General features: G+C 49.0%; 19 protein-coding genes and 2 riboswitches. Of the genes, 4 read left to right on the plus strand and 15 right to left on the minus strand.

Annotated features, from left to right (window positions below; genetic code table 11):
- Positions 1-20: 20 nt before the first annotated feature.
- Complete coding sequence (locus KD909_RS12175; protein WP_211781704.1) at positions 21-2,075, plus strand: bifunctional diguanylate cyclase/phosphodiesterase; 2,055 nt, start codon at positions 21-23, stop codon at positions 2,073-2,075.
- Positions 2,076-2,092: 17 nt separating this feature from the next.
- Here KD909_RS12175 and KD909_RS12180 read toward each other — a convergent pair whose 3' ends face one another.
- Complete coding sequence (locus KD909_RS12180; RefSeq protein ID WP_211781705.1) at positions 2,093-3,496, minus strand: basic amino acid/polyamine antiporter; 1,404 nt, start codon at positions 3,494-3,496, stop codon at positions 2,093-2,095.
- A 223-nt stretch (positions 3,497-3,719) separates the two neighbouring features.
- Here KD909_RS12180 and KD909_RS12185 point away from each other — a divergent pair, with 223 nt between their 5' ends.
- Entirely contained in the window at positions 3,720-5,345 is a 1,626-nt protein-coding gene (locus tag KD909_RS12185) for a peptide ABC transporter substrate-binding protein (protein ID WP_211781706.1), read from the plus strand.
- Positions 5,346-5,700: 355 nt separating this feature from the next.
- On the opposite strand, the gene KD909_RS12190 is transcribed toward KD909_RS12185, so the two are convergent.
- The 3 genes from KD909_RS12190 to ade form a co-directional block, all read right to left on the minus strand.
- Positions 5,701-7,293, minus strand: coding sequence for a Na+/H+ antiporter NhaC family protein (locus KD909_RS12190; RefSeq protein ID WP_211781707.1), 1,593 nt, complete (start codon positions 7,291-7,293; stop codon positions 5,701-5,703).
- A gap of 112 nt (positions 7,294-7,405) precedes the next feature.
- Positions 7,406-7,580: riboswitch (Lysine riboswitch) on the minus strand.
- A 57-nt stretch (positions 7,581-7,637) separates the two neighbouring features.
- Positions 7,638-7,922 carry a hypothetical protein gene (locus KD909_RS12195; protein WP_015880753.1) on the minus strand — a complete coding sequence of 95 codons (285 nt, stop codon included), beginning with the start codon at positions 7,920-7,922 and terminating at the stop codon, positions 7,638-7,640.
- Between the two features lie 118 nt (positions 7,923-8,040).
- A complete protein-coding gene (gene ade / locus KD909_RS12200; protein ID WP_211781708.1) occupies positions 8,041-9,750 on the minus strand; it encodes an adenine deaminase in 1,710 nt (569 codons plus the stop codon).
- A gap of 119 nt (positions 9,751-9,869) precedes the next feature.
- On the opposite strand from ade, the gene KD909_RS12205 reads away from it, so the two are divergent.
- Positions 9,870-10,397: a gamma carbonic anhydrase family protein gene (locus KD909_RS12205; RefSeq protein WP_211781709.1), complete on the plus strand. Its 528-nt coding sequence runs from the start codon at positions 9,870-9,872 to the stop codon at positions 10,395-10,397.
- 118 nt (positions 10,398-10,515) lie between these two features.
- A complete protein-coding gene (locus tag KD909_RS12210) occupies positions 10,516-10,701 on the plus strand; it encodes a hypothetical protein (RefSeq protein WP_015880750.1) in 186 nt (61 codons plus the stop codon).
- A gap of 104 nt (positions 10,702-10,805) precedes the next feature.
- Here KD909_RS12210 and KD909_RS12215 read toward each other — a convergent pair whose 3' ends face one another.
- From KD909_RS12215 to KD909_RS12270, 11 genes are all read right to left on the minus strand, one after another.
- A complete protein-coding gene (locus KD909_RS12215) occupies positions 10,806-11,360 on the minus strand; it encodes a nitroreductase family protein (RefSeq protein ID WP_230872862.1) in 555 nt (184 codons plus the stop codon).
- 93 nt (positions 11,361-11,453) lie between these two features.
- Complete coding sequence (gene lysA, locus KD909_RS12220) at positions 11,454-12,746, minus strand: diaminopimelate decarboxylase (protein ID WP_211781710.1); 1,293 nt, start codon at positions 12,744-12,746, stop codon at positions 11,454-11,456.
- Positions 12,716-13,804 carry an alanine racemase gene (gene alr, locus KD909_RS12225; RefSeq protein WP_211781711.1) on the minus strand — a complete coding sequence of 363 codons (1,089 nt, stop codon included), beginning with the start codon at positions 13,802-13,804 and terminating at the stop codon, positions 12,716-12,718. Before alr ends, lysA begins: the two co-directional genes overlap by 31 nt.
- 14 nt (positions 13,805-13,818) lie before the next feature.
- Positions 13,819-14,745, minus strand: coding sequence for a branched-chain amino acid transaminase (locus KD909_RS12230; RefSeq protein ID WP_211781712.1), 927 nt, complete (start codon positions 14,743-14,745; stop codon positions 13,819-13,821).
- 49 nt (positions 14,746-14,794) lie between these two features.
- Entirely contained in the window at positions 14,795-15,502 is a 708-nt protein-coding gene (gene dapD / locus KD909_RS12235; RefSeq protein WP_211781713.1) for a 2,3,4,5-tetrahydropyridine-2,6-dicarboxylate N-acetyltransferase, read from the minus strand.
- The gene (gene dapB / locus KD909_RS12240; protein WP_211781714.1) at positions 15,480-16,229 is read right to left on the minus strand and encodes a 4-hydroxy-tetrahydrodipicolinate reductase; all 750 of its coding nucleotides are present in this window, start codon (positions 16,227-16,229) and stop codon (positions 15,480-15,482) included. The genes dapD and dapB overlap by 23 nt, the downstream gene beginning before the upstream one ends.
- A complete protein-coding gene (gene dapA, locus KD909_RS12245) occupies positions 16,226-17,107 on the minus strand; it encodes a 4-hydroxy-tetrahydrodipicolinate synthase (RefSeq protein ID WP_211781715.1) in 882 nt (293 codons plus the stop codon). Before dapA ends, dapB begins: the two co-directional genes overlap by 4 nt.
- Positions 17,108-17,119: 12 nt before the next feature.
- A complete protein-coding gene (locus KD909_RS12250) occupies positions 17,120-18,115 on the minus strand; it encodes an aspartate-semialdehyde dehydrogenase (protein ID WP_015880742.1) in 996 nt (331 codons plus the stop codon).
- Positions 18,116-18,127: 12 nt separating this feature from the next.
- Positions 18,128-19,327 carry an aspartate kinase gene (locus KD909_RS12255; RefSeq protein ID WP_211781716.1) on the minus strand — a complete coding sequence of 400 codons (1,200 nt, stop codon included), beginning with the start codon at positions 19,325-19,327 and terminating at the stop codon, positions 18,128-18,130.
- Between the two features lie 114 nt (positions 19,328-19,441).
- A riboswitch (Lysine riboswitch) is annotated at positions 19,442-19,621 on the minus strand.
- A 77-nt stretch (positions 19,622-19,698) separates the two neighbouring features.
- Positions 19,699-20,127, minus strand: a complete 429-nt coding sequence (locus KD909_RS12265; protein WP_211781717.1) for a GNAT family N-acetyltransferase — start codon at positions 20,125-20,127, stop codon at positions 19,699-19,701.
- The gene (locus tag KD909_RS12270; protein WP_211781718.1) at positions 20,121-21,281 is read right to left on the minus strand and encodes an alanyl-tRNA editing protein; all 1,161 of its coding nucleotides are present in this window, start codon (positions 21,279-21,281) and stop codon (positions 20,121-20,123) included. Before KD909_RS12270 ends, KD909_RS12265 begins: the two co-directional genes overlap by 7 nt.
- Between the last annotated feature and the right edge of the window lie 75 nt (positions 21,282-21,356).

Genomic DNA, 21,356 nt, shown 5'->3' on the forward strand with positions numbered 1-21,356 from the left:
GACAGATTGGAGGAAATGATGTGGCTTCATTGCGTGATTTACCAGTAGATGAATTCATCGATGCTTTATCTGTTCCGTGTTGTTATATTTCTCAAGATGGTACGGTCCTATTATGGAATACGCATGCCGAAGTTTTATTCGGCTGGGAACGTGACGAAGTCCTCCATCAACCGCTGCCGGTCGTCCGGCAATTAGATCATGCTCTCGAAACATGGTCGCCGCTCCTCCTTCAATATCCATTCTCGACAACGGCGATGACGCCGTTTCAACATAAGGATGGCTCCGTCATCTATGCGACTGCCTACCTGCAATCTTTTTCGCTCGAAGGGATCTATGGTTATTTTTTAGCGTTTCTCCCAAAAGGATTTGGACCGCTCATCAGTACAGAACAGTTCAATCTACTTCATCATTTTCAAGAGATGATTAAACAGTCCACGCATTACTTGGCGACAAATGCGAAAGGCGAGATTGTAGACATCAATCCTTCGTTATGCCGTCTACTCGATGCGACGGAGCAACAGCTAATCGGACGCGAATGGTTCGAACTCATTCATGATTCAAGTGAACAGGACGAGATTTCGCGTAACGTTTTAAAATCACTTGCGACCAATCGGATTTGGAACGGTGAGATGCCGATCTCCTGTAAGCAACATGAGTCAGAGCCGTGTTGGCTTAACTTGACTGTCGTACCGATTGTTAGTGAGAAGAATGAAGTGATTCAATATACCGCATTCGGATTTGATGTGTCGGAAAAGAAGCGTCTTGAAAAAGAAGTCCAGTTCCTCGCTTATCAAAATGAGTTGACCGGACTTTATAATAAAAAAGGGTTTTTACGTCGCTACGACTCAATCCTTCTACAAATCGATGAGCGAGAAGGTCTCCTTCATATTGCCTTGTTTGATATCGACCGCTTCAAAATTATCAATGAGTCATTCGGGTCTCGCGTTGGGAACGAACTTCTCATCCAAATCAAAGAGCGCGCACTGCATCTCATTCCGGAATCCGCTCTTTTATTCCATCCTACGGGCGGACTGTTCGGTGTCATGTTCTTCGAGGAATCGAAAGAAGAAGTGTTCCAAGTACTCCGACATCTGCAACACGAACTGCAACGTCCGTTCCGAATTTACCATCACTCCATCATGGTATCGATTTCGATCGGATGCGTATTTTATCCGTCTTCGACAAGTTCACTCGAGGAACTGTATACACGTGCTGAAAGTGCCCTCTTCAAAGGGAAACAGATCGGCGTCGGTACGATTCAATTCGTGACAAAAGATATGGATGCCGCTTTCTCGAGACAAATTCATATTGAGAAGGCGATGTACCGAGCCCTTGAAGAAAAGCATTTTTATCTTGAGTATCAACCAAAGTATGAACTCGCCACAGACCGGCTCATTGGTTTTGAGGCACTCCTTCGTTGGCATCACGACGAACTGGGACAAATCCCACCTTCAGAGTTCATTCCGCTCGCGGAAGAGATGGCACTCATCGTTCCCATCAACAACTGGGTCATCTTAGAGGCAACGAAACAACTGAAAGCCTGGAAAACCGAGTTCGATCAACCGCTCTCGATGGCAATCAACATTTCGCCTAATCAATTCCGAAGCGACAGTTTTTTGAATACGTTACGAAACATCAAGCAACAACTCCAGCTCGACCCGGCAGACGTCATTTTGGAGATCACGGAAAGTCTCGTCATGCAACAGACCGATGAAATCATCGAACGCATGGAACAAATCAAGCGCTTGAACTATCGACTGTCGATTGACGATTTCGGGACAGGTTTCTCGTCCTTACAGTATTTGAAGTCCTTCCCGGTCGATGAACTCAAAATCGATAAAGTCTTTCTCGATGATTGGATGGCGTCCAAATCTCATCTCCTCGATGTCATCGTCCATCTTGGGAAGAGCTTAAATCTCCACGTCGTCGCGGAGGGGGTCGAAGATGAAGAGATATTGGCACACTTAAAGTCGACAGACTGCGATTCTTTCCAAGGCTATTTATACGCAAGACCTGCTTCACCAAGTGCAATCGAACAATTACTCCGATCATTAAAAAACTCACCGGACGCTTGAAGCGCCGGTGAGTTTTCTTATAGAGCGATTGTGGCTGTCCAAAGCCCATAAATGCCATAGGTCGCACATAATAGAATAATCAAGGCAATCATCGACTGGGTACGGGTCAAGAACGGTCGTCCTTGTTCCCGTTCTGCCAAAAGAAAGACGAAGATGCCAGGTGCGTATAGAATCATCGCAATCAAGACATACTCGAATCCTGAAGCATAGAGTAACCAGGCGGCGTATAGCGAGGCAATCCCGGAAACGACCATCATCCGTAGCGACGTCGTCCGCTTCGCCTCCATCCATCCATAGAGTGCCGAAAATAGATAAGGAACGAGTGCTGCGATTCCAGCGATGCTTGAAAGCACGAGATACGTCTGTTCTGAAAACAAGGCGATGGCCGTGACCACTTGAGTGAACGCTTGGGTGATGAATAGCGCGTTCACTGGTGTCTCGTTCGCATTCAAACGGTGAAATACTTTCGGAAACACCCCATCCCGGCTCGCCACGTACGAAATCTCCGTCGCTAAAATCGTCCAGCCGAGCAATGCGCCTGTTAATGATACGAGCAGTCCGATGTTAATCAATGTTGCGCCGAACGGGCCGACGACCGCTTCTAACACATATGCCATCGACGGTTCAGGCAACGCAGCGAGTTGCTCCTGTGTCATGACACCAAACGAGAAGATTGAAATCATCATGTAAATCAATAACGTCCCAATCAGACCAATGACCGTGGCACGACCGACATCTTTTTTGTGACGTGCGCGCGATGACAATACGACCGCTCCCTCGATACCGACAAATGCCCAGAGTGTGACGAGCATCGTCGACTTCACTTGTGGAAACACATCCGCCCAAACAAACCCTGTTTCTCCCCAAAAATCGACTTGGAACGTATCTATTTTAAACGCGAATAGGATCAACACGATGAACAAAATAATCGGGACGAGTTTCGCAATCGTTGTCACGATATTGAGAAGTGCCGCTTCACGCATCCCGCGTGAAATGAGCCAAAATAAACCCCAAATCAGAACGACACTCACGAACAAGCGAAACAGTCGGTGTTCTGCTGAGAAAACAGGGAAAAAATAAGCCAATGTACTGAAAATCAACGTGATGTTGGCTACCGTCCCAATCCAAGCCGACATCCAGTATCCCCAGCCGCTGTTGAATCCGACAAACTTCCCGAAGCCTTCACGAGCATAAGCATAAATTCCACCTTCTAACTCCGGCCGCGTGTTGGCTAAAAATTGAAAGACAAAGGCGAGCATAATCATGCCGACTCCCGTAATCCCCCATCCAATTAAAACTGGTCCGACCCCTGCCCCTTGTGCCATGGCACCAGGCAGGTTAAACGCACCTCCACCGATCATAGTCCCAACGACCATTGCTGCTAGACCGAAAAAGCCGATTCCGGCTGAATGTTGTTTCAAGTTAACGCCTCCACTACTATCCTGTCTATACGAATAACTATACAAAAATATTGTATAATCATTCGTTGATTTTTCTATTCTACTTCCTGTAAGGATTGCTGAATAGTCATTCTGAATAAGTTTATATTTTCGGATAATTTGAAAAATTCCATTGCATATTCATGTCAGATGTAGTTTAATTACAACATATTCTAAATTATCAGAATTTTCGGGAGGTTGTATAATGCGTAACAAAAAATGGCTAGCGTTATCGGGGGTCGCATTATTGGCGACGGCAGCTTGTAGCACAGGGGATGACTCATCGAGTTCAGAAGGTTCATCTTCGAGCGATGCGAAAAAAGAAATCACAATGGTATCGGCGACGGACTTGCCGCAGCTCGATCCGACACTTACAACAGACTCGACATCGATCATCGTTACAAACAACGTGTTCGAAGGATTGTATCGTCTAGACGAGAACAACCAACCGACACCGGGGATTGCCGAAGATGTTGAAGTATCTGAGGATGGCCTTACATACACGTTCAAGTTACGTGACGCAAACTGGTCAGACGGTTCTCCAATTACAGCTGAAGACTTCGTTTACTCTTGGAAACGTGCCCTCAATCCTGAAACAGGTGCGGAGTATGCCTACATTCTTCAAGACTTAAAAAACGCCAACAAAATCCTTGCAGGTGAAATGTCGCTCGACGACCTCGGTGCAAAAGCGATTGACGAGAAAACGCTTGAAGTACAATTGGAAGCACCGGCTCCTTATTTCTTAGGATTGACTGGTTTCCCGACGTATATGCCGCAAAAACAAGAGTACGTCGAAGAGCAAGGCGAAGAGTTCGCAACATCTGTCGACAAGACACTCTATAACGGACCTTACGTCTTGAGCGAGTGGCAAGACAATGCAGGATGGGTTTACAAGAAGAACCCTGAATATTGGGATGCTGAAAACGTCAAGATGGATACGATCAACGTCAAAGTCGTAAAAGACGTCTCGACTGGGGTCAACTTGTTCGAGTCGGGTGAAGCGGACTATACGCTCCTCTCGTCTGAATTCGTTCCGCAATTCGAAGATAGCGACGAGTTCAAAACGCGTGCCGATGCTCGAATCAACTTCCTTCGTTTCAACCAAAAGAACGAAGCGCTCCAAAACGTCAACATCCGTGAAGCACTTGCGAAAGGATTCGACAAACAGAGTGTGACAGATGTCATCTTAACAGATGGGTCGCAACCTGCGAACTTTATCGTAGCGAAAGACTTCACGTTCACAGAAGACGGGGCTGACTTCCGTGAGAAGTATCCAGACCTCCTCAACTACAACGTGGATGAAGCAAAAGCCGCGTGGGAAAAAGGATTAGAAGAATTAGGTGTTGAAACGATCGAACTCGAGTTCCTCTCACGTGACGAGGAAGCGTTCAAGAAAGTGAACGAGTTCATCAAAGGTGAACTTGAGAAGAACTTGCCAGGTTTGACACTTAACATCAAGCAACAACCGTTCAAAAACTTCCTTGATCTTGAAGGGAAAGGCGAATATGACGTCTCTGCAGCTGGTTGGGGACCTGACTATCAGGATCCGATGACATACCTCGACATGTGGGTCACAGACGGACCGTTCAACCGTATGGAGTACTCGAATGACGAGTATGATCAGTTGATTCAATCTGCGAAGAAAGAAGCCGATCAGATGAAACGTTGGGAAGCAATGCAAGAAGCAGAACGCATCCTTCTCGAAGAAGACTTTGCCATCGCTCCGATTTATCAAAAAGGTGAGGCATACTTAGAGCGTTCAAACATCGAGAACATGTACCGTCACCCGTTCGGTGCCGATGCAAGCTTCAAGTGGCTTGACGTCAAATAATGAGTGTAACCTCCTTGATTCCGACATGGATCAAGGAGGTTTTCTGTCGTGAAGGGGCTTCTATCTAATGAAAAGTTGGACACTATGGTTTACCTTATCACCATCTGCATCATGAATGCTTCTGGATTGAATGACTTGAACATCTTATTGTTTTTGACTTCGCCTCCATTTTGGTTGCTCGAGACACCTTGGTTTTCTTTGTACGTCATTCATCTTCATTACCACAGCCTATCAATGTACATCATAGTTCCCTTTTGGTTCATTCTCGGTAAACTACTCGACCGTCTCACTTATGCAGTGACAACCGCACATAAAAAATGACTTCCATCGATTTGATGGAAGTCATTTTCATCTATCACGCCTCACGCTGCGCGCGAAGTTCTGCAGGTACTTTCCCACGTTTTGAAATCACTTGCGCGATTCCCACTAGTACAACAAACGAGATCAATGCAGCGAAGAAACCGATCCAAATCGATGCCGAAATCCCGAGCACCAAGTAACCGATTGCCGAGACGACCGCTGCAAGAATAGCGTACGGCAATTGTGTCATCACGTGGTCGATGTGGTGCGAACCCGCTCCTGTTGAGCTGAGAATCGTTGTATCGGAAATCGGTGAACAGTGGTCACCGAAGACTGCGCCAGCCAAGACTGCTGCAAGTGTTGGAAGCAATAACTCTGGTTCAACCGCCATAATCAAATCAGCTCCGATTGGTAGCATCAAACCAAATGTTCCCCAACTTGTCCCTGTCGAGAAGGCCATGACTCCAGAAATCAAGAATAGGATGAGTGGCAAGTATGATGCCGCAATCGTATCTGTGACGAAGCTCGCCAAGTAATCGCCCGTTTTCATATCTCCAATGACTGCGATTATGGTCCAAGCAAATAAGAGAATGAGGACGGCCGGCCACATCGCCCGAATCCCTTCCAAAGTCGCACGTCCATAATCTTTCGCTGGAATGTTACGTCCAATTAACATCAGCAACGCTACAACCAAACTGATGACGACACCCGCAACGAGTGAGCGTGTTACGTCTGTTGATTCGAATGCTCCGATTAATGAGAAGTCTTGACCATCCGCCGCGAGCGCTTGACCACCCGTGTAAAGCATCGCTGACACTGTTGCGATGATTAACACGATGATTGGAACAATCAAATCACGTACTTTCCCACCTTCGTGTTCATGCAAATCTTCGCTCATCCCCATCGGCGCACCTTTTGATACATCGTACAATTCACCTTGAAGAGCACGCAATTCATGAGTTCGCATCGGTCCAACCGCAAGACCTGTATACGCAACATACGCAGTCAATGACAATGCGAACACTGCGTAGAAGTTCATCGGAATGATTTGAATGAATGCCGAGAACGATGAGTAGCTGTCAATTGAGTATTTCGCTAAAATCCCAGCAATAATAGCCATGATGTATGCGCCCCAACTTGATAACGGGCTGACCACACAAACAGGTGCAGCTGTCGAATCGATAACATAAGCCAATTTGGCACGAGAAACTTTCTTACGATCCGTTAAAGGTCGACTAATGTTTCCAACAGCCAAGCTGTTAAAATAATCATCAATAAAAATCAGCATTCCAAGACCAAATGAGACGAGTCGCGCACCGCGAGCCGTTTTCACATTTGAAGCAGCCCATTCCCCAAAGGCACGCGCGCCTCCTGAGGTTTGAATAATCGAAGACAAGATTCCAAGCAAGAATAGGAACGCAATTAGTAGTACATTCCATTCGTTGATGGCCCCATCTGTCCAAATAAGCGCAACTACATTCGTCCAGAGATATTGAAGCGACTCCAATGGATTGAAGTTGTGTAGAAGCAACACCCCCGCTACAATCCCAATACCGAGCGACGGGATGACCTTTCGTGTTGTGATTGCCATAATAATTGCAAGTAATGCCGGTACGAGTGAGAGTACCGAAGTTGAATAATCTACCATGCTGAATTCCTCCTTTTTTATTAGGATGAGGCCCCCCTATGCTTAAAAAAACGCAAAGCGAGGGCATCGGCAACAAAGCCGACACCCTCGCTGGATGTTCCGTCTTTCTTAGCCGACTTGGAGCGCTCCATACGTAAATATGTATGGCAGTCCGACGGGTATTTCCCGTCAGCCCAGCACAACCCCACGGACATGGTGTTGCACTTCGGCGATCCTGCCTTTTTGTAGTCCTCATCGTTGTCATCCTCCGACTACTTACTCATCAGCATCGCACCTCTACCTCATCGATAGCACGAATATTCATTTAAAGTTACGTCTAAATTATCACAGGTTGGTGTCACATATCAATAGTTTTTTTCATCACGAATGATTCGCTTCAAGACAGCGAGTGCTTCTTGGTCATTCGTTTCCACCGCTTTAAAGAAGTCGTTGAAGAAGTGATACAACACGAATCGGTCAGCGTGAGACTTCGTCTGTTCTTTAATCGTAGAGAAAATGAGCCGTCGTAAACGACGTTTTGTCTGTGTTTCTTCTGGTAGTTCTTCGCATCGGTCCTTGAAAGCACGATATACAGAATTGATCAATTCCTCATGTTCATCATACGACCGATTGTAAGCAACTTGTTCCATCTGTAATATCCCCCCTTTCAATGTTGACCCGATGAAACTTGACGTAACTATACCAACTTCCCGTCACGCATTCAATCGTTATCGGCGGTTCTTAACAAAAATCATACGTTAGACCGAGTCAAGCGTTGATGAATGAGAACGTGGTCACGTCGAACAATCCCATATCGGTCAATTTCAAGTCTGGAATGACCGGTAAGGCGAGGAAGGACATCGTTAAGTATGGATTGAAATGACGATGGGCGCCCACGACATCTAGCGCATCATTCAGCTGTTCCAAAATCTCTGCCACTTCACGATATGGTCGCTTCGTCATCAGTCCACCAATCTCGAGCGGGAGGACGGCAAGCACTTCACCTTCCGATACGGCGACGACCCCTCCCCCTACTTTTTCAAGCGTTCTCGCCGCGAGCAACATGTCCTCCGGGCTGACCCCGGCGACGACCAAGTTATGGCTGTCATGGGCAACCGTGGCTGCTAGGGCACCTCGCTTCAAGCCAAATCCCGTTACCGGGGCAAGAGCCATATGACCTGTCCCGTGATGGCGTTCGATGACGGCAAGCGTCGCGATATCCTGCGATAAATCTGCGCCTGATGCGTCTGGTTGGAACGTGAGACGCTGTCGTTTCGTCAACAAGCTGTTCGGAAGCACTTGAATGACATCGATTTCTTCTTCACTTGCGGCAAGTCGGAACGACTCGGCTGTCAATTCGGGTAAAGCGAGCTCACCTTTCATCGGTTTCGGCACTTCAATCCCTTCCGATTCAAACGTCGCATTCCCCTTCTCTGCGACGAGCGTACCATTCACATACACTTGTTCGATTTTTACCGATTCGACGTCTGACAAGATAACGAAGTTCGCTTTCTTACCAGGTGCGATCGCCCCGACTTCTTTTAATCCATAGGCCTCTGCGGCATGAAGACTTGCGATGGCATAGGCCGTTTCTGGCTTAACTCCTTGCTTGATGGCGGTACGGATATTGTAGTCAATCCCGCCTTCCGCGACCAAGTCATCCAAATGCTTATCATCCGTACAGAAAAGGAAACGATGGGCATTGCTTTCCGTAACGGCTAGGCTCACCTTCTCTACGTTTCGCGCGACGGAACCTTCCCGAATTTGAACATAGAACCCACGGCGCACCCGCTCAATCGCCTCTTCTGCAGTCGTACATTCATGGTCCGTCATGATTCCTGCAGAACGATAGACGTTCAATTGGTCTGGGTCAAGTCCCGATGCGTGTCCGTCGACCACTTTACCCGCTTGTTCCGTCTGCGCAATCTTTTGAAGCATGTCTTCACTTCCAGCTTCAACTGATGGATAGTCCATGACTTCGCCTAGGCCATGCACCCCTGCATCTCCTAAAAACGGTGCCAAATCTTCTGCATACAGTTTTGCGCCCGCATGTTCAAATGGTGTCGCTGGTACACAACTCGGAAGCATCATCCGAACGTCGAGTGGAAGTCCTTTCGCATCCGCCAACATGTACTCAATCCCGAGTGCTCCGTTCACATTCGCAATCTCATGTGGGTCAGCAATCACCGTTGTGACACCAAGTGGTAAGACTGCTTTCGCAAATTCATGCGGGGGGACCATCGATGACTCGATATGGACGTGCGAATCGATAAAGGACGGTGCAAGCGTCCAGGTCGGATCGTGATACTCGACCTCCCCATCGTACCCATCCCCAATAGCCACGATATATCCCGCGTCGATGGCGACGTCTGTACGAATCGTCTCACGACTGTACACGTCAATCACTGCGACGTCTTTAAAGACGACGGCCGCTTTCTTTTTCTTTGCGGCGATGTCAATCAAATGTTGTTTTTCCATCTTTCGATCTCCTTATTCAACGTATTTTAACTATCTTACCAAGAATATTCTTTTCGTTGCAATTTCTTTTTCAAGTTGTGCGACAATGATAACATATCTTTCTGAAAGGGGTTACAACGATGCAATACAAATTAGGAGAGTTGACACCAAAAGTCGATCCGACGACTTATCTTGCACCAGGGTCACATGTGATCGGAGATGTGACCATCGGCGCTCACTCGGGAGTATGGTTCAATACCGTCATCCGTGGGGACGAAGGACCCATTCGAATCGGTTCTTACGTCAACATTCAAGATGGTTCGATGATCCACCAATATGAAGGCTCACCGACCATCATCCATGATCGTGTCTCGATTGGTCATATGGCGATGATTCACGGCTGTGAGATTGAAGAAGACTGCTTGATTGGCATGCACGCCACCGTGCTCGATGGGGCGAAGATTGGAAAAGGGTCCTTTATTGCTGCCGGCGCGCTCGTCACACCAAACATGCAGATTCCTGAAGGGGTGATGGTCATGGGCGTCCCAGCCAAAGTCGTTCGTCCATTAAACGATGAAGACCGTTTTATCATGCAGAGAACGGTCAAGAAATATGCGAAGCGTGCCGAACAATATAAAGAGACTTGCATTCCAATTCGCGAATCATAACGTTTGTGAAAGCGTTTACAAGATTCATAAAATGTTAACGTTTCTCTCGAATTTTCTACATAGTTCCTTTGTATACTGAAGGTGTAGCCAAGCTGATGTATTGAAAGGAGCCCACTCTATGTATCCGAACCATGATCAACTCATGCTAGACCTGTACGCCTCATCCATCAATCCAAGTTATGGCCTTCATATCGATGATTCGTTCGATGACACACTTCACGGTGCACATCGAGAGGTTTGGGAACGTATGCATTTGGATAATAGTAGAGAAGAAGATTCTAAAAATGGAGGAACGACTGGATGATTCCAACACCTGTGATTCAAGATTGGCTCGCAACAAAATTAAAACGATAACTGACCAATATATAGAGCAAGCGAGCGATGGGATTTCCCATCGCTCGCTTTTTATTATTCAAACATGATGAGATGCGAATCAATCGGTTGTCGCGCTTTCGGTGTAGGGATATCTTCTGTGTCATATTTCCCGATTTGCAGGAGACCGATAAACGTCTCCCCTTCCGCCCCAATCATTTCCTTCAACCGTGCATCATCGAACAGTCCACCCGTCCGCCAGACCATTCCGATCTCACGTTCACTTAAGAGCAGCTGAACATTTTGAATGAATGTCGCCGTCGCAAGTAACGCGTCACGATTCCCTTTGTCCGTTTCAAAATGTTTTGCCGTCACATACATACAGGTTGCCGCATTTAAAATCCGTCCCGTCACCTTTTCGCGTTGCCCTTCTGACGCCTCCGAGAAGGCTGGTTCGAGCGCATCGAGTAACACTTGCTTCCCATCCCCATTGAACACATACACGTTCCATGGTTCGACTTTATTGTGAAATGGTGCATGATGTGCCGATTGCAACACTTCATAAAGCACTTTCGTATCGATTGGTTCTTCCTTGAACATACGGACCGTACGTCTTTCTTCAATTAACTTTTGTGCTGCTGTCTTTGTCATGACCGTCACTTCCCCTTTTTTTCTCTTCTCTATCATAATTGAAAAACGTTCTCATTTCAAAATCAAAAAAAGACTACAGATTGCTCTGCAGTCTTACGTCGATTGCCCAATGACCTCACATGCCACCAAGTCTTCAAACGTTTGGCGACGGACGACAAGGCGGTGATTCCCATCCTTGACGAAGACGACCGCCGGACGAAGCATTTGGTTATAGTTGCTCGCCATCGAGAAATTGTATGCTCCTGTCGCTTTGACAAGTAATAAGTCACCTGGTGTGACAGGAGGGATCAACGAGCGGTTCGAGATGATGTCTCCCGACTCACAGCACGCTCCGACTATTTTTGCCTCGAGCGTCTTCTCTTCATTCATCCGTGTCGCTGCCACGACCTCATACTCTGCGTCATACAGTGCCGGACGGATATTGTCCGTCATCCCGCCATCAACAGACACGAATGTACGAACGCCGCTCACTTCTTTGACGGTCCCCACCTCATACAGCGTGGCACCCGCATTGGCGACGAGCCAACGTCCTGGCTCAATCCCGATTTTCGGAAGTGGCAATTCACGTGCCTCGACCTCTTCGACCAACGTCTCCATGACTTGCTCCATCGTCTGGGCAAAATCGAGATATTTGTCTTCATCCAAGTAAGCGACGCCGAATCCCCCACCGATGTTCAAGACGTCCGTCGTATAGCCGGTTTCCTGACGAATCGTATCCATAAAGCGCACCATCGTCTTCACCGTGTTGATGAAGAGCGTCGGATCTTGAATTTGAGAACCGACGTGACAGTGAATCCCCTTCAACTGTAAGTGCTCGGCTTCTAACGTCGCACGAACAGCATCTAAATACGTGTCGTCGTGCGTCGGGAAACCGAATTTTGTATCAACCCCACCCGTTTGAATCGCCGCATGGGCACCTCCGACAACTTGAGGGACAATGCGGAGAAGCACAGCGACTTCACGATTGTATTCAGCCGCAAGTCCTGACAAGAGGCTGATTTCTCGCATATTATCGATGGTAAAGTGTGTAATCCCCTGTTCGAGCGCGTATGTGATATCCAAAATCGTCTTGTTCGACCCATGGACATGAATGCGCTCCGCCGGTACCCCGGCATGCAGCGCCACGTACATCTCACCTCGCGAGACGACGTCGATGCTCATTCCTGCCGCCATAACTTTTTCATAAACGGCAGCAATCGATAACGCTTTTGACGCGTATAACGCATACGTGTTCGGAAATTTATCAAGAAAGGCATCCCGGACGATTCCGAGACGACGCTCTAGTTCTGGCTCACTCATGATATACAAGGGTGTCCCGTACGTCGCTTGAAGTTCACGGACGGACACGCCTTCGATCAAACATTCTGATTGATTGGTGGTGTACATACAATTCCTCCTTCAAAGCGATGTGGGACACGCCACGAACGGGCACAGAGCTGTTCGGAGTTGTTGGCATAGCCAACACGTGTCACGTCATCGATTTTCGTTTCGATCCCATATAATGCGACGCGGTCGCCGATTTGTACGTCTTCGTCGACTTTAATGAAGCTATGGCTCATAAAGATATTGCTGACGAACGGATAAGCTTTCCCCTCGATGTGAACGGGTAAATGACGTCTCGCTCGCATCAATCCATCCCCATATCCGACAGGTAAGACAGCAATCCGTTCTGTTGATTCTGCGGTATATCCCGTTCCATACCCGACATGAGCCCCCGCTTCGATGTCGTGGACGGCAACCACTTCGGTTTCCCAGTAAAACGCAGGTACGAGCCACTCAACCGGCTCGACCGATGAATAACCGTATAAGAAAATACCGACACGCACATGTGTACAATGGTGCAAGCGCGAGTCGTCTTGGAGCGTGGCCGCACTGTTCGCGGCATGAATCAATTCAAACGTATGACGTTCCATCAAACGTGTCGACCAGTCAGCAAACCGTTCGACTTGGACGCTATGCTCAACTTCGGCATTATCTGCATCCGCAAGCGGAAAATGTGTACATAATCCGACAAGGTTCAATCCTTCATTTTGGCAGAAGGCGACGATCCGTAACGCTTCTTCAAACGTTTTGGCACCGAATCGGTTCATGCCGACGTCTAGTTTCAAATGAAGGCGAACGCCATCGAGATGCTCCCGCTGCGAGACGAGCCATTCATACGAGCCGATTGCAACGTCAAAGTCATGGGTATGCACGTGTTCCCACGTGTATACCGGATTCATGACGAGGACGCGAGCCGACTCTGCATGCGCTCGCACTTCAATCGCTTCTTCTAACGTGGTCACCATGAAGTGACGGACTCCTTCATCATATAAAGTCGTCACAACTGGCTCCATTCCTAGGTTATAGGCATTGTTTTTCACGACCGCAAACACAGGGCGCCCGAGCGCTTCAATCCGGCGTTTGTTTTCGCGAATCGCATTTAAGTCAATTGTGACTCCCATCGTGCAAAACTCCTTTACTCTTTTACTGCTGATTTCACGAACGTGATCCAATCGCGATGTTCTGGAAGCTGTCCTGTTACGGCTTCACGATAGCGTGTCAACATTTCGGTCGCAACCTTCTGGACGCCTCCACCAATCGAGATATGGTCGACCTCGATGACGCTCGTCACCTCGGCTGCCGTTCCCGTCAAGAAGATTTCATCAGCCACATAGAGCTCATCGCGTCCGATATGGCGCTCGACGATTTCATAGCCGGTCTCGCGAGCCAATTGCATGACCGTTTGACGTGTGATGCCATCGAGTACAGAACAATCAAGGGACGGTGTCGTAATCGTTTTTCCTTTCACGAGGAAGATGTTCGCGACACTCGCCTCACTGACGTTTCCGTTCATATCAAGGGCAATCGCTTCGTCGAATCCGTCACGGAGCGCCTCTCCTTTTAATAGCTGTGAGTTCATATAGTTCGATGCCGCTTTCGCTTGCATTGGCATCATTGTAGAAGACACGCGGCGATACGAGGCCACTTTCGCTCGAATCCCGACCGTCTTGTTGAAGTATTCACCGAGCGGCCAACACGAGATGGCAACATGTACCTTCGTCTCAGCAGTCGGCATAAGTGCTTGCCATGGTGTTCCAAGGAAGACGAACGGACGGATGTAGCATGCTTCAAATCCGTTTCGCTCAATCAATTCCATCGTGGCTTGTTCGAGTTCATCTACCGTATACGGTAGCGTGACGTGGTAGTATGCACACGAGCGAACGAGTCGCTCCAAGTGTTCACGTAATCGGAAGATGGCAGGACCTTCCTCCGTGTGATACGCGCGAATCCCTTCAAAGAACCCGCTTCCGTAATGAATCGCGTGTGTCATGATACTCGTGTTTGCGTCAGTCGGCTCAATCCAAGCCCCGTCTTTCCACATCCATTGTCCATACTGTTCCATAATGCAACTCTCCCATTCCTCATTTTTTATATTTTCTGTCTATTATACGTTAGAGAGAGCGTAAATCATCAACAAGTTGCGTTTTTTCAGAAGTTTTTTCATCTTTCTGTTTGATGATTCGTGCCGGTGTTCCCGCAACGACGACGCCTGGAGGGACGTCTTGTGTGACGACACTGCCTGCCGCGACAACCGCATTTTCACCGACGCGAACGCCTTCCAAGATGACCGCGTTCGCACCGATCATGACACCGTCCTCGATGATGACCGGATCTTTTGAAGGTGGCTCAAGAACCCCTGCGACCACGGCACCTGCGCCAAGGTGAACGTTCTTCCCGAGCGTTCCGCGTGCTCCGATGACAGCGTTCATATCGACCATCGAACCATCTCCGATGACCGCTCCGATGTTGACGACAGCTCCCATCATGACGACCGCGTTGTTGCCGATTTGAACGTGATCTCGGATGAACGAGCCTGGTTCGATTCGGGCATTGAGTTGTGTCGTATCGAGCATCGGTACAGCACTGTTGCGACGATCATATTCAAGATGAGAATCTGTGATGACCGATGCATTGGCTTCTAAGAATGCCGCAGCGCGTTCTGCCGTCGTCAAAAACAGTTTCGACTCATCCGTTCCGAATGCTTTCGCTTCCTCGATTTCAAGACCCGTCAATTGACCGTTGACGTAAAGCTTAACTGGTGTTTCCTTCTTAGCATCTTTAATATATTGTGCGATTTCATAAGCGTTTGTGAGTAACATGAGTAGCCTCCTCGTATAAGTTCGATAGATTATAAAGTCCTGCCGGGCGATCGATGATCGTTGCCGCAGCGGCAAGGGCCCCGTTTGCAAAGACGCGTTTCGATAGCGCGGTATGTTTCAGTTCAATCATTTCATCATCTCCGGCGAAGAGCACGGTATGCTCACCGAAAATCGTGCCACCCCGAATGGAATGCATTCCTAACTCTTCAGCTCCACGCGCTTCCCGACGTGACGTTCGTTCGTAAATCGGTGTCACGTCACGCTTCGCTTCGATGGCACGTGCCAATAATTCTGCCGTGCCGCTTGGTGCGTCCACTTTCTTTCGATGGTGTGCCTCAATCACTTCAATATCATACCCGAGAGTGAGTGGGACGAGTTGGTCGAGCAACTGCTTCAAGAGCGCGATCCCGTATGAGGTGTTGTAAGACTGGAAGATTGGGATGTCTTGTGAAGCCGTTTCAATCTCGGCCAGTTCATCCGGTGTGAAGCCGGTCGTCGCGATGACGAGCGGAATATTGCGCTCCCGTCCGAACGCGAGTAAGCCAGGGAGTAACGCCGGGTTCGAAAAGTCGATCACGACATCGACGGGTACGTCCACCTCATTCAGAGTCGCCGTGTGATCGTCGCTTCCCGGTGAGACGATTGCCGTTACGTTTACACCTTGCGCATGAGCGACCTCTTCGACAATGCGTCCCATTGCGCCAAACCCATGGATGAGAACATTCATTGTCTCACCTCATTGAATTGTTCCATCGCCGATAGTAACTTCGCCTCAGCCGTCGCGCTCATCGGAACGAGCGGTAGGCGTGGCGCACCGACTTCAAATCCTCGCGCTTGAAGCGCCGCCTTCACCGGAATCGGGTTCACTTCAGCGAAGAGTTCATCGATGATTGGGAGCAAGCGAATTTGCCACGTGCGAGCCGTCTGTAAATCACCTGCCAACAGCGCTTCTGCCAACGCGACCGTCGCTCCCGGATAGACGTTTGATAAAACGGAGACGACACCTTGTGCGCCCCAAGCCATGTATGGCAAGATTTGATCGTCATTTCCACAGTAAACAGTGAACCCCTCCGGAATATGGGCCATCATCTGCGCCATGACCGAGATATCCCCACTCGCTTCTTTCAAGGCCGTGATACGTGGATGTTCTGCAAGCTCACCGACCGTTTCCGGTGCCAAGGCGACACCCGTCCGTGACGGAACATTATAGAGCATGAGTGGAATCGGTGACGCATCCGCAATCGCGGTAAAGTGAGCAATCAGCCCGGCCTGTGTCGACTTGTTATAGTATGGTGTGACGACCATCGCCATCTCCGCACCAAGTTCGGCGGCCCGTTTCGTTTTTTCGATACTGACCGCTGTATTGTTCGACCCGGTCCCCGCGATGATCACGGCTCGACCGTTTGCGACCTCAACCGCTCGAACGAGCAATGTCTCAAACTCGTCATCAGTGATTGTCATCCCTTCGCCGGTCGTCCCGCCGATGACGAGACCCGTCACGCCTTCTTTGATTTGGTCTTCAATTAATGCTGCCCATGCTTCTAGATTCAACTGCCCATTTTCTTGAAACGGGGTAGCTAATGCTGTCGCCACTCCTGTGAACATGTCATCTCCTCCTTATTTCGTCGCTGTTTGACTAATCATACATTGTGCGATTTGAACGGCATTCGCGGCCGCTCCTTTTCGGACGTTATCTGCAACGCACCAAAGATGGAACGTATTCGATTGCGAATCGTCTCGGCGAATTCGTCCGACATACACCTCATCCGTCCCGTTCGCATCGAGAGGTGTCGGGTAGGCCAGTTCAGATGGATTGTCCATCAACACGATTCCTGGTGCATCGGCGAGGACGGCTTTCACTTCTGCGACCGTCGCATCCCGTTCGAGCGTCACCGTGATCGATACCGCATGACTGTTTCGTACCGGCACCCGGACACAAGTGGCCGTCACCCCGAGGTTTGGCGCATTTAAAATCTTACGTGTCTCATCCATCATCTTTTGTTCTTCTTTCGTGTAGCCATTTTCTAAAAATACATCGATGTGCGGCAACACGTTATCATAAATCGGATACGGATAATTCGTCGGTTCTTCTCCGCGCGCACCGCGCTCGAGGTCATCAATCCCTTTTTGACCGGATCCCGATACTGCTTGATACGATGTATAGGCGACGCGTGTCAGTCCGTATACTTCCGCTAGAGGTGCGAGCGCCACGACCGATTGAATCGTGGAACAGTTCGGGTTCGCGATGAGCGTCTTTTCCGGACTGAGTTCGACTCGGTTCACTTCCGGTACGATGAGTGGAATTCCTTCTTGCATTCGGAATGCGCTTGAATTATCGATGACGATGACTCCTTGCTCGCTCAACCGCGGGGCGTATTGCTCACTAATGCTGCCACCAGCAGAGAAGAGTGCGATATCGATCGGGTCCGCATAAATCGCATCGGTCAATTCACGAATCACAACCGATTGCCCATTTACCTCGACCGTCTTTCCTGCTGAGCGGGCTGAAGCGTAGAGTCTCAGTTCGCTGATTGGAAATTCATATTCCGTTAAGACGTCAATCATTTTTTGTCCGACGGCACCTGTTGCACCGACGACTGCTACGTTATACATCGTGCTACCTCCTTATAAGTTGAACCGGGCCGCAATGGCTGCGACTGCCGCTTCCACATCTTGTTCTTGAATCGTATAGGAAATACTGATTTCTGATGTCGTGACTTGATAGAATGGAATCCCCATCTCGCGGAATGTCGCGAAGAGCTCTGATGCGACGCCTGTCGCGTCTCGCATGCCGATTCCGACGACCGAAATTTTTGCATGTTCCGTGTGACGATCGATTTTGATTTGAGGCAAGGTCGCTGTCAACTCCGCGAGTGCCTCTTCTAAAAATGCTTCTTCATCGAGCGGACATGTGAATGAGAGGAACACTTCACCGTCGAATGCCGTCTGTGAAATCATATCGATGTTGACGTGTCGCTCTGACAATCGTTCAAAGATGTCTGCGACTCCCGCCGCCGTATGCGGAATATGTTTGATTGAGACACTGAGTACGTTCTTGACGACACTCACACTCGTGACTGTTTTTTGTTCCATCGCTTGCGTCGTATCCATGATCCATGTTCCTCCTTCGCTCGAGAGCGTCTTCCCAACAAAAATATTGACGTCGTACTTTTTCGCGAGCTCCACGCTGCGCATCTCCATCACTTTAGAACCGAGTGCGCTCATCTCCATCATTTCGTCATAAGAGACGGTGTCCAGACGTTTCGCCGTCGGATGGATTCGTGGGTCTGTCGTATAGACACCCGCGACGTCCGTATAAATTTCACAACGCTGACTGAGGACGGCTGCCAGTGCGACGGCTGTCGTGTCCGAACCGCCACGCCCAAGGGTCGTGACGTCTCCCGCCTCATTTACGCCTTGGAATCCAGCGACAATCAGGACGTCGTATTGACGCAACTTCTCGTGTAACACTTCTTTCCGAATCGCTTTGATTTTGCTCTTCGTATGAATGCCCATCGTATCGATCCCGGCTTGCTGTCCCGTTAGAGAGATGGCCGGTACGCCTCGCGAGTTCAAGGCGATACTGAGTAGGCTGATGGTCTGTTCTTCCCCTACGGCGAGTAGCCGGTCGAGTTCGCGAATCATCGGGCGATCCGTGATTTGTTTGGCGAGCGACAGGAGCGAATCCGTCGTTTTGCCCATCGCCGATACGACGACGACCAATTTTTCACCGGTCGCCACACGTGTCTGTAAATAGTCCGAAATGGCTTGTATTTGTTCGATTGTGGCAACGGAGCTGCCACCAAATTTCAGTACGGTTGTCATCAAGTTCCCCACTTTCAAGATGTCCACCAACAGAAAAAGCGGCAGACCGGTAGGAAGCACTCTCCCTACGGTCTGCCGCTTGTACGCGCAGTTGAAAAACGATTAAAGAATCGTTCCGTAGATAGCGCTCCATGGTAGTTGACCATGGCAGTGTAGGCGTTGTTCACGACTACCCCAGCCTTCGTTCACACGCACGTGAACGTCGACTTCGGCGAATTTCCCCTTTCGGCTCGGTCCGGAGTGCGTCCGTTTCAACCAAGCTTACTCATGTCATTCGCAACCTCTATCTGTCAGTTGTTAGTATTAGTTATAACAAAACGAAATCTTCTTGCCAACCTTTTTTTAGAAAAATGGGATATTTCAAAAAAGGATTACCATGTTTTTCGCATCATGCGGTGCGGGATATTGGCATCCAAAAACTCATCTCCGAACGCCTCGTACCCGAGCTTTTCATAAAACGGAAGCGCCGTCAGTTGTGCACCCAATCGTAGTTCAACCAACCCTTGACGTTTCGCGACACGTTCAACTTCAATCATAATGTCTTTCCCATATCCATGGCCCCGGGCCGATTGAATCGTCGCCACTCGCTCCACTTTTCCGACAGTCGAGTCGACGGGACGAAGACGCGCTGTCGTCACAGGTTCGGAGTCAAGGAGCCCGACCACATGTGTACACACACCGTCTAAATCATCGTATTCTAAACTCGCATCGATTCCCTGTTCCTGAACGAATACGATTTCCCGCACTTGTTTGGCCTGTTCAATCAACGTTGCTTCATTTCCCGATTGAATGATCAACATGGTAAAACCCCTTCCTGCAGTCGTTTCACGATTTCTTCGATTCCTTTTTCTAGTTCCGCTACGGATGTGAAACGCGCTTGGGCCTGCTTATGGTTTCCACCGCCACGACCGATCTGCATCTCGTGGAGCGCCGCTTTCAGGAATGTGCCGACGGCGATATCCTGTGTCCCGTCATGCATGACGAACAACTTCTGCGTTCCATAGTTGGCCCCGACGGCAATTCGTCCGGTTGCCGCGATTCGTTCGATGATGGCGGTCGTCAACGACTCCGCTTCTGTTCTTCCGACATGTAAGGCCACATAGTTATCTTCTTTCAATACGGCCTCTACTTTCGCTTTGGCAATCCGTTCTTCGAGCGTTTTAATTTCTTTTTCACGTTCCAAACGAATCGTATGTTCTTCGATTACACGAGCTGCAACGGATTCATTCGTTGTCGAGAATGTATGGTGAATCGTCCGCAACGCTGCTCGCGCTTGTTGAGTCGCCTTGATCGCTCGATTTCCGGCCACATACGTCAAGCGGAGATTCCCCCTCACTTTCTTCATCGCCGTCACATGGATGGTACCGAGTTGTCCTGTTGTCTCCACATGGGTGCCACCACATGCATTGTAATCTAAACCTTCGATTTCGACGATGCGAATCATCTCCGTTCGGTCCGTCTCTTTCCGTAAACGCATCCGGTCTACTTCTTCTTCCGGAATCTCGTAGACATGAATCGGACGGTTTTCAAAGATCAGTTGTTGCATCTCTTGTTCAAGTGCTTCAACGTTCGCCCAGTCCATCGTTGCCGTTTCAACCTCAATGGATGAATCCGTTTCTCCGATTCCAAAGCTGAGCGTCCGAATGCCATGGCGGTCTTCTAAAATCGCCGTTAACACATGTTGAGCCGTATGCTGGATGGAATGGTCCCGTCTGACGTCCTCATCGATTCGAACCTCTACCGCTTTGCCCGCTGGTAATGATTCTGACAAGAGATGCCACACTTCCCCATCCTTCATTTGTACATCTAGTACAGGAAGCGTCCCAATCCATCCACGGTCAGCCGGTTGTCCCCCACCTTCCGCATAAAACGGACTGTTCTCGAGTGTGTGCCAATGACCGTTGCCGTCTTCCTTTATCGAGGTCACGACTGTATTTGCTGTATATGGTTCCATCTTGTCCTCCACCCTCTCTCTATAATCTGTTCAGACAACTAGTTTAATTTCGTCTATAATGAAACATACATCTTC

The sequence above is a fragment of the Exiguobacterium sp. PFWT01 genome (genome assembly GCF_018255795.1).
Classification (GTDB): Bacteria; Bacillota; Bacilli; order Exiguobacteriales; family Exiguobacteriaceae; genus Exiguobacterium.

Excerpts from the sequence above, each read along its gene's own strand:
- KD909_RS12185 (WP_211781706.1), top strand. The coding sequence starts at position 3,720 with ATGCGTAACAAAAAATGGCTAGCGTTATCGGGGGTCGCATTATTGGCG.
- KD909_RS12190 (WP_211781707.1), bottom strand. The coding sequence starts at position 7,293 with ATGGTAGATTATTCAACTTCGGTACTCTCACTCGTACCGGCATTACTT.
- KD909_RS12195 (WP_015880753.1), bottom strand. The coding sequence starts at position 7,922 with ATGGAACAAGTTGCTTACAATCGGTCGTATGATGAACATGAGGAATTG.
- ade (WP_211781708.1), bottom strand. The coding sequence starts at position 9,750 with ATGGAAAAACAACATTTGATTGACATCGCCGCAAAGAAAAAGAAAGCG.
- KD909_RS12205 (WP_211781709.1), top strand. The coding sequence starts at position 9,870 with ATGCAATACAAATTAGGAGAGTTGACACCAAAAGTCGATCCGACGACT.
- KD909_RS12210 (WP_015880750.1), top strand. The coding sequence starts at position 10,516 with ATGTATCCGAACCATGATCAACTCATGCTAGACCTGTACGCCTCATCC.
- KD909_RS12215 (WP_230872862.1), bottom strand. The coding sequence starts at position 11,360 with ATGACAAAGACAGCAGCACAAAAGTTAATTGAAGAAAGACGTACGGTC.
- lysA (WP_211781710.1), bottom strand. The coding sequence starts at position 12,746 with ATGTACACCACCAATCAATCAGAATGTTTGATCGAAGGCGTGTCCGTC.
- alr (WP_211781711.1), bottom strand. The coding sequence starts at position 13,804 with ATGGGAGTCACAATTGACTTAAATGCGATTCGCGAAAACAAACGCCGG.
- KD909_RS12230 (WP_211781712.1), bottom strand. The coding sequence starts at position 14,745 with ATGGAACAGTATGGACAATGGATGTGGAAAGACGGGGCTTGGATTGAG.
- dapD (WP_211781713.1), bottom strand. The coding sequence starts at position 15,502 with ATGTTACTCACAAACGCTTATGAAATCGCACAATATATTAAAGATGCT.
- dapB (WP_211781714.1), bottom strand. The coding sequence starts at position 16,229 with ATGAATGTTCTCATCCATGGGTTTGGCGCAATGGGACGCATTGTCGAA.
- dapA (WP_211781715.1), bottom strand. The coding sequence starts at position 17,107 with ATGTTCACAGGAGTGGCGACAGCATTAGCTACCCCGTTTCAAGAAAAT.
- KD909_RS12250 (WP_015880742.1), bottom strand. The coding sequence starts at position 18,115 with ATGTATAACGTAGCAGTCGTCGGTGCAACAGGTGCCGTCGGACAAAAA.
- KD909_RS12255 (WP_211781716.1), bottom strand. The coding sequence starts at position 19,327 with ATGACAACCGTACTGAAATTTGGTGGCAGCTCCGTTGCCACAATCGAA.
- KD909_RS12265 (WP_211781717.1), bottom strand. The coding sequence starts at position 20,127 with ATGTTGATCATTCAATCGGGAAATGAAGCAACGTTGATTGAACAGGCC.
- KD909_RS12270 (WP_211781718.1), bottom strand. The coding sequence starts at position 21,281 with ATGGAACCATATACAGCAAATACAGTCGTGACCTCGATAAAGGAAGAC.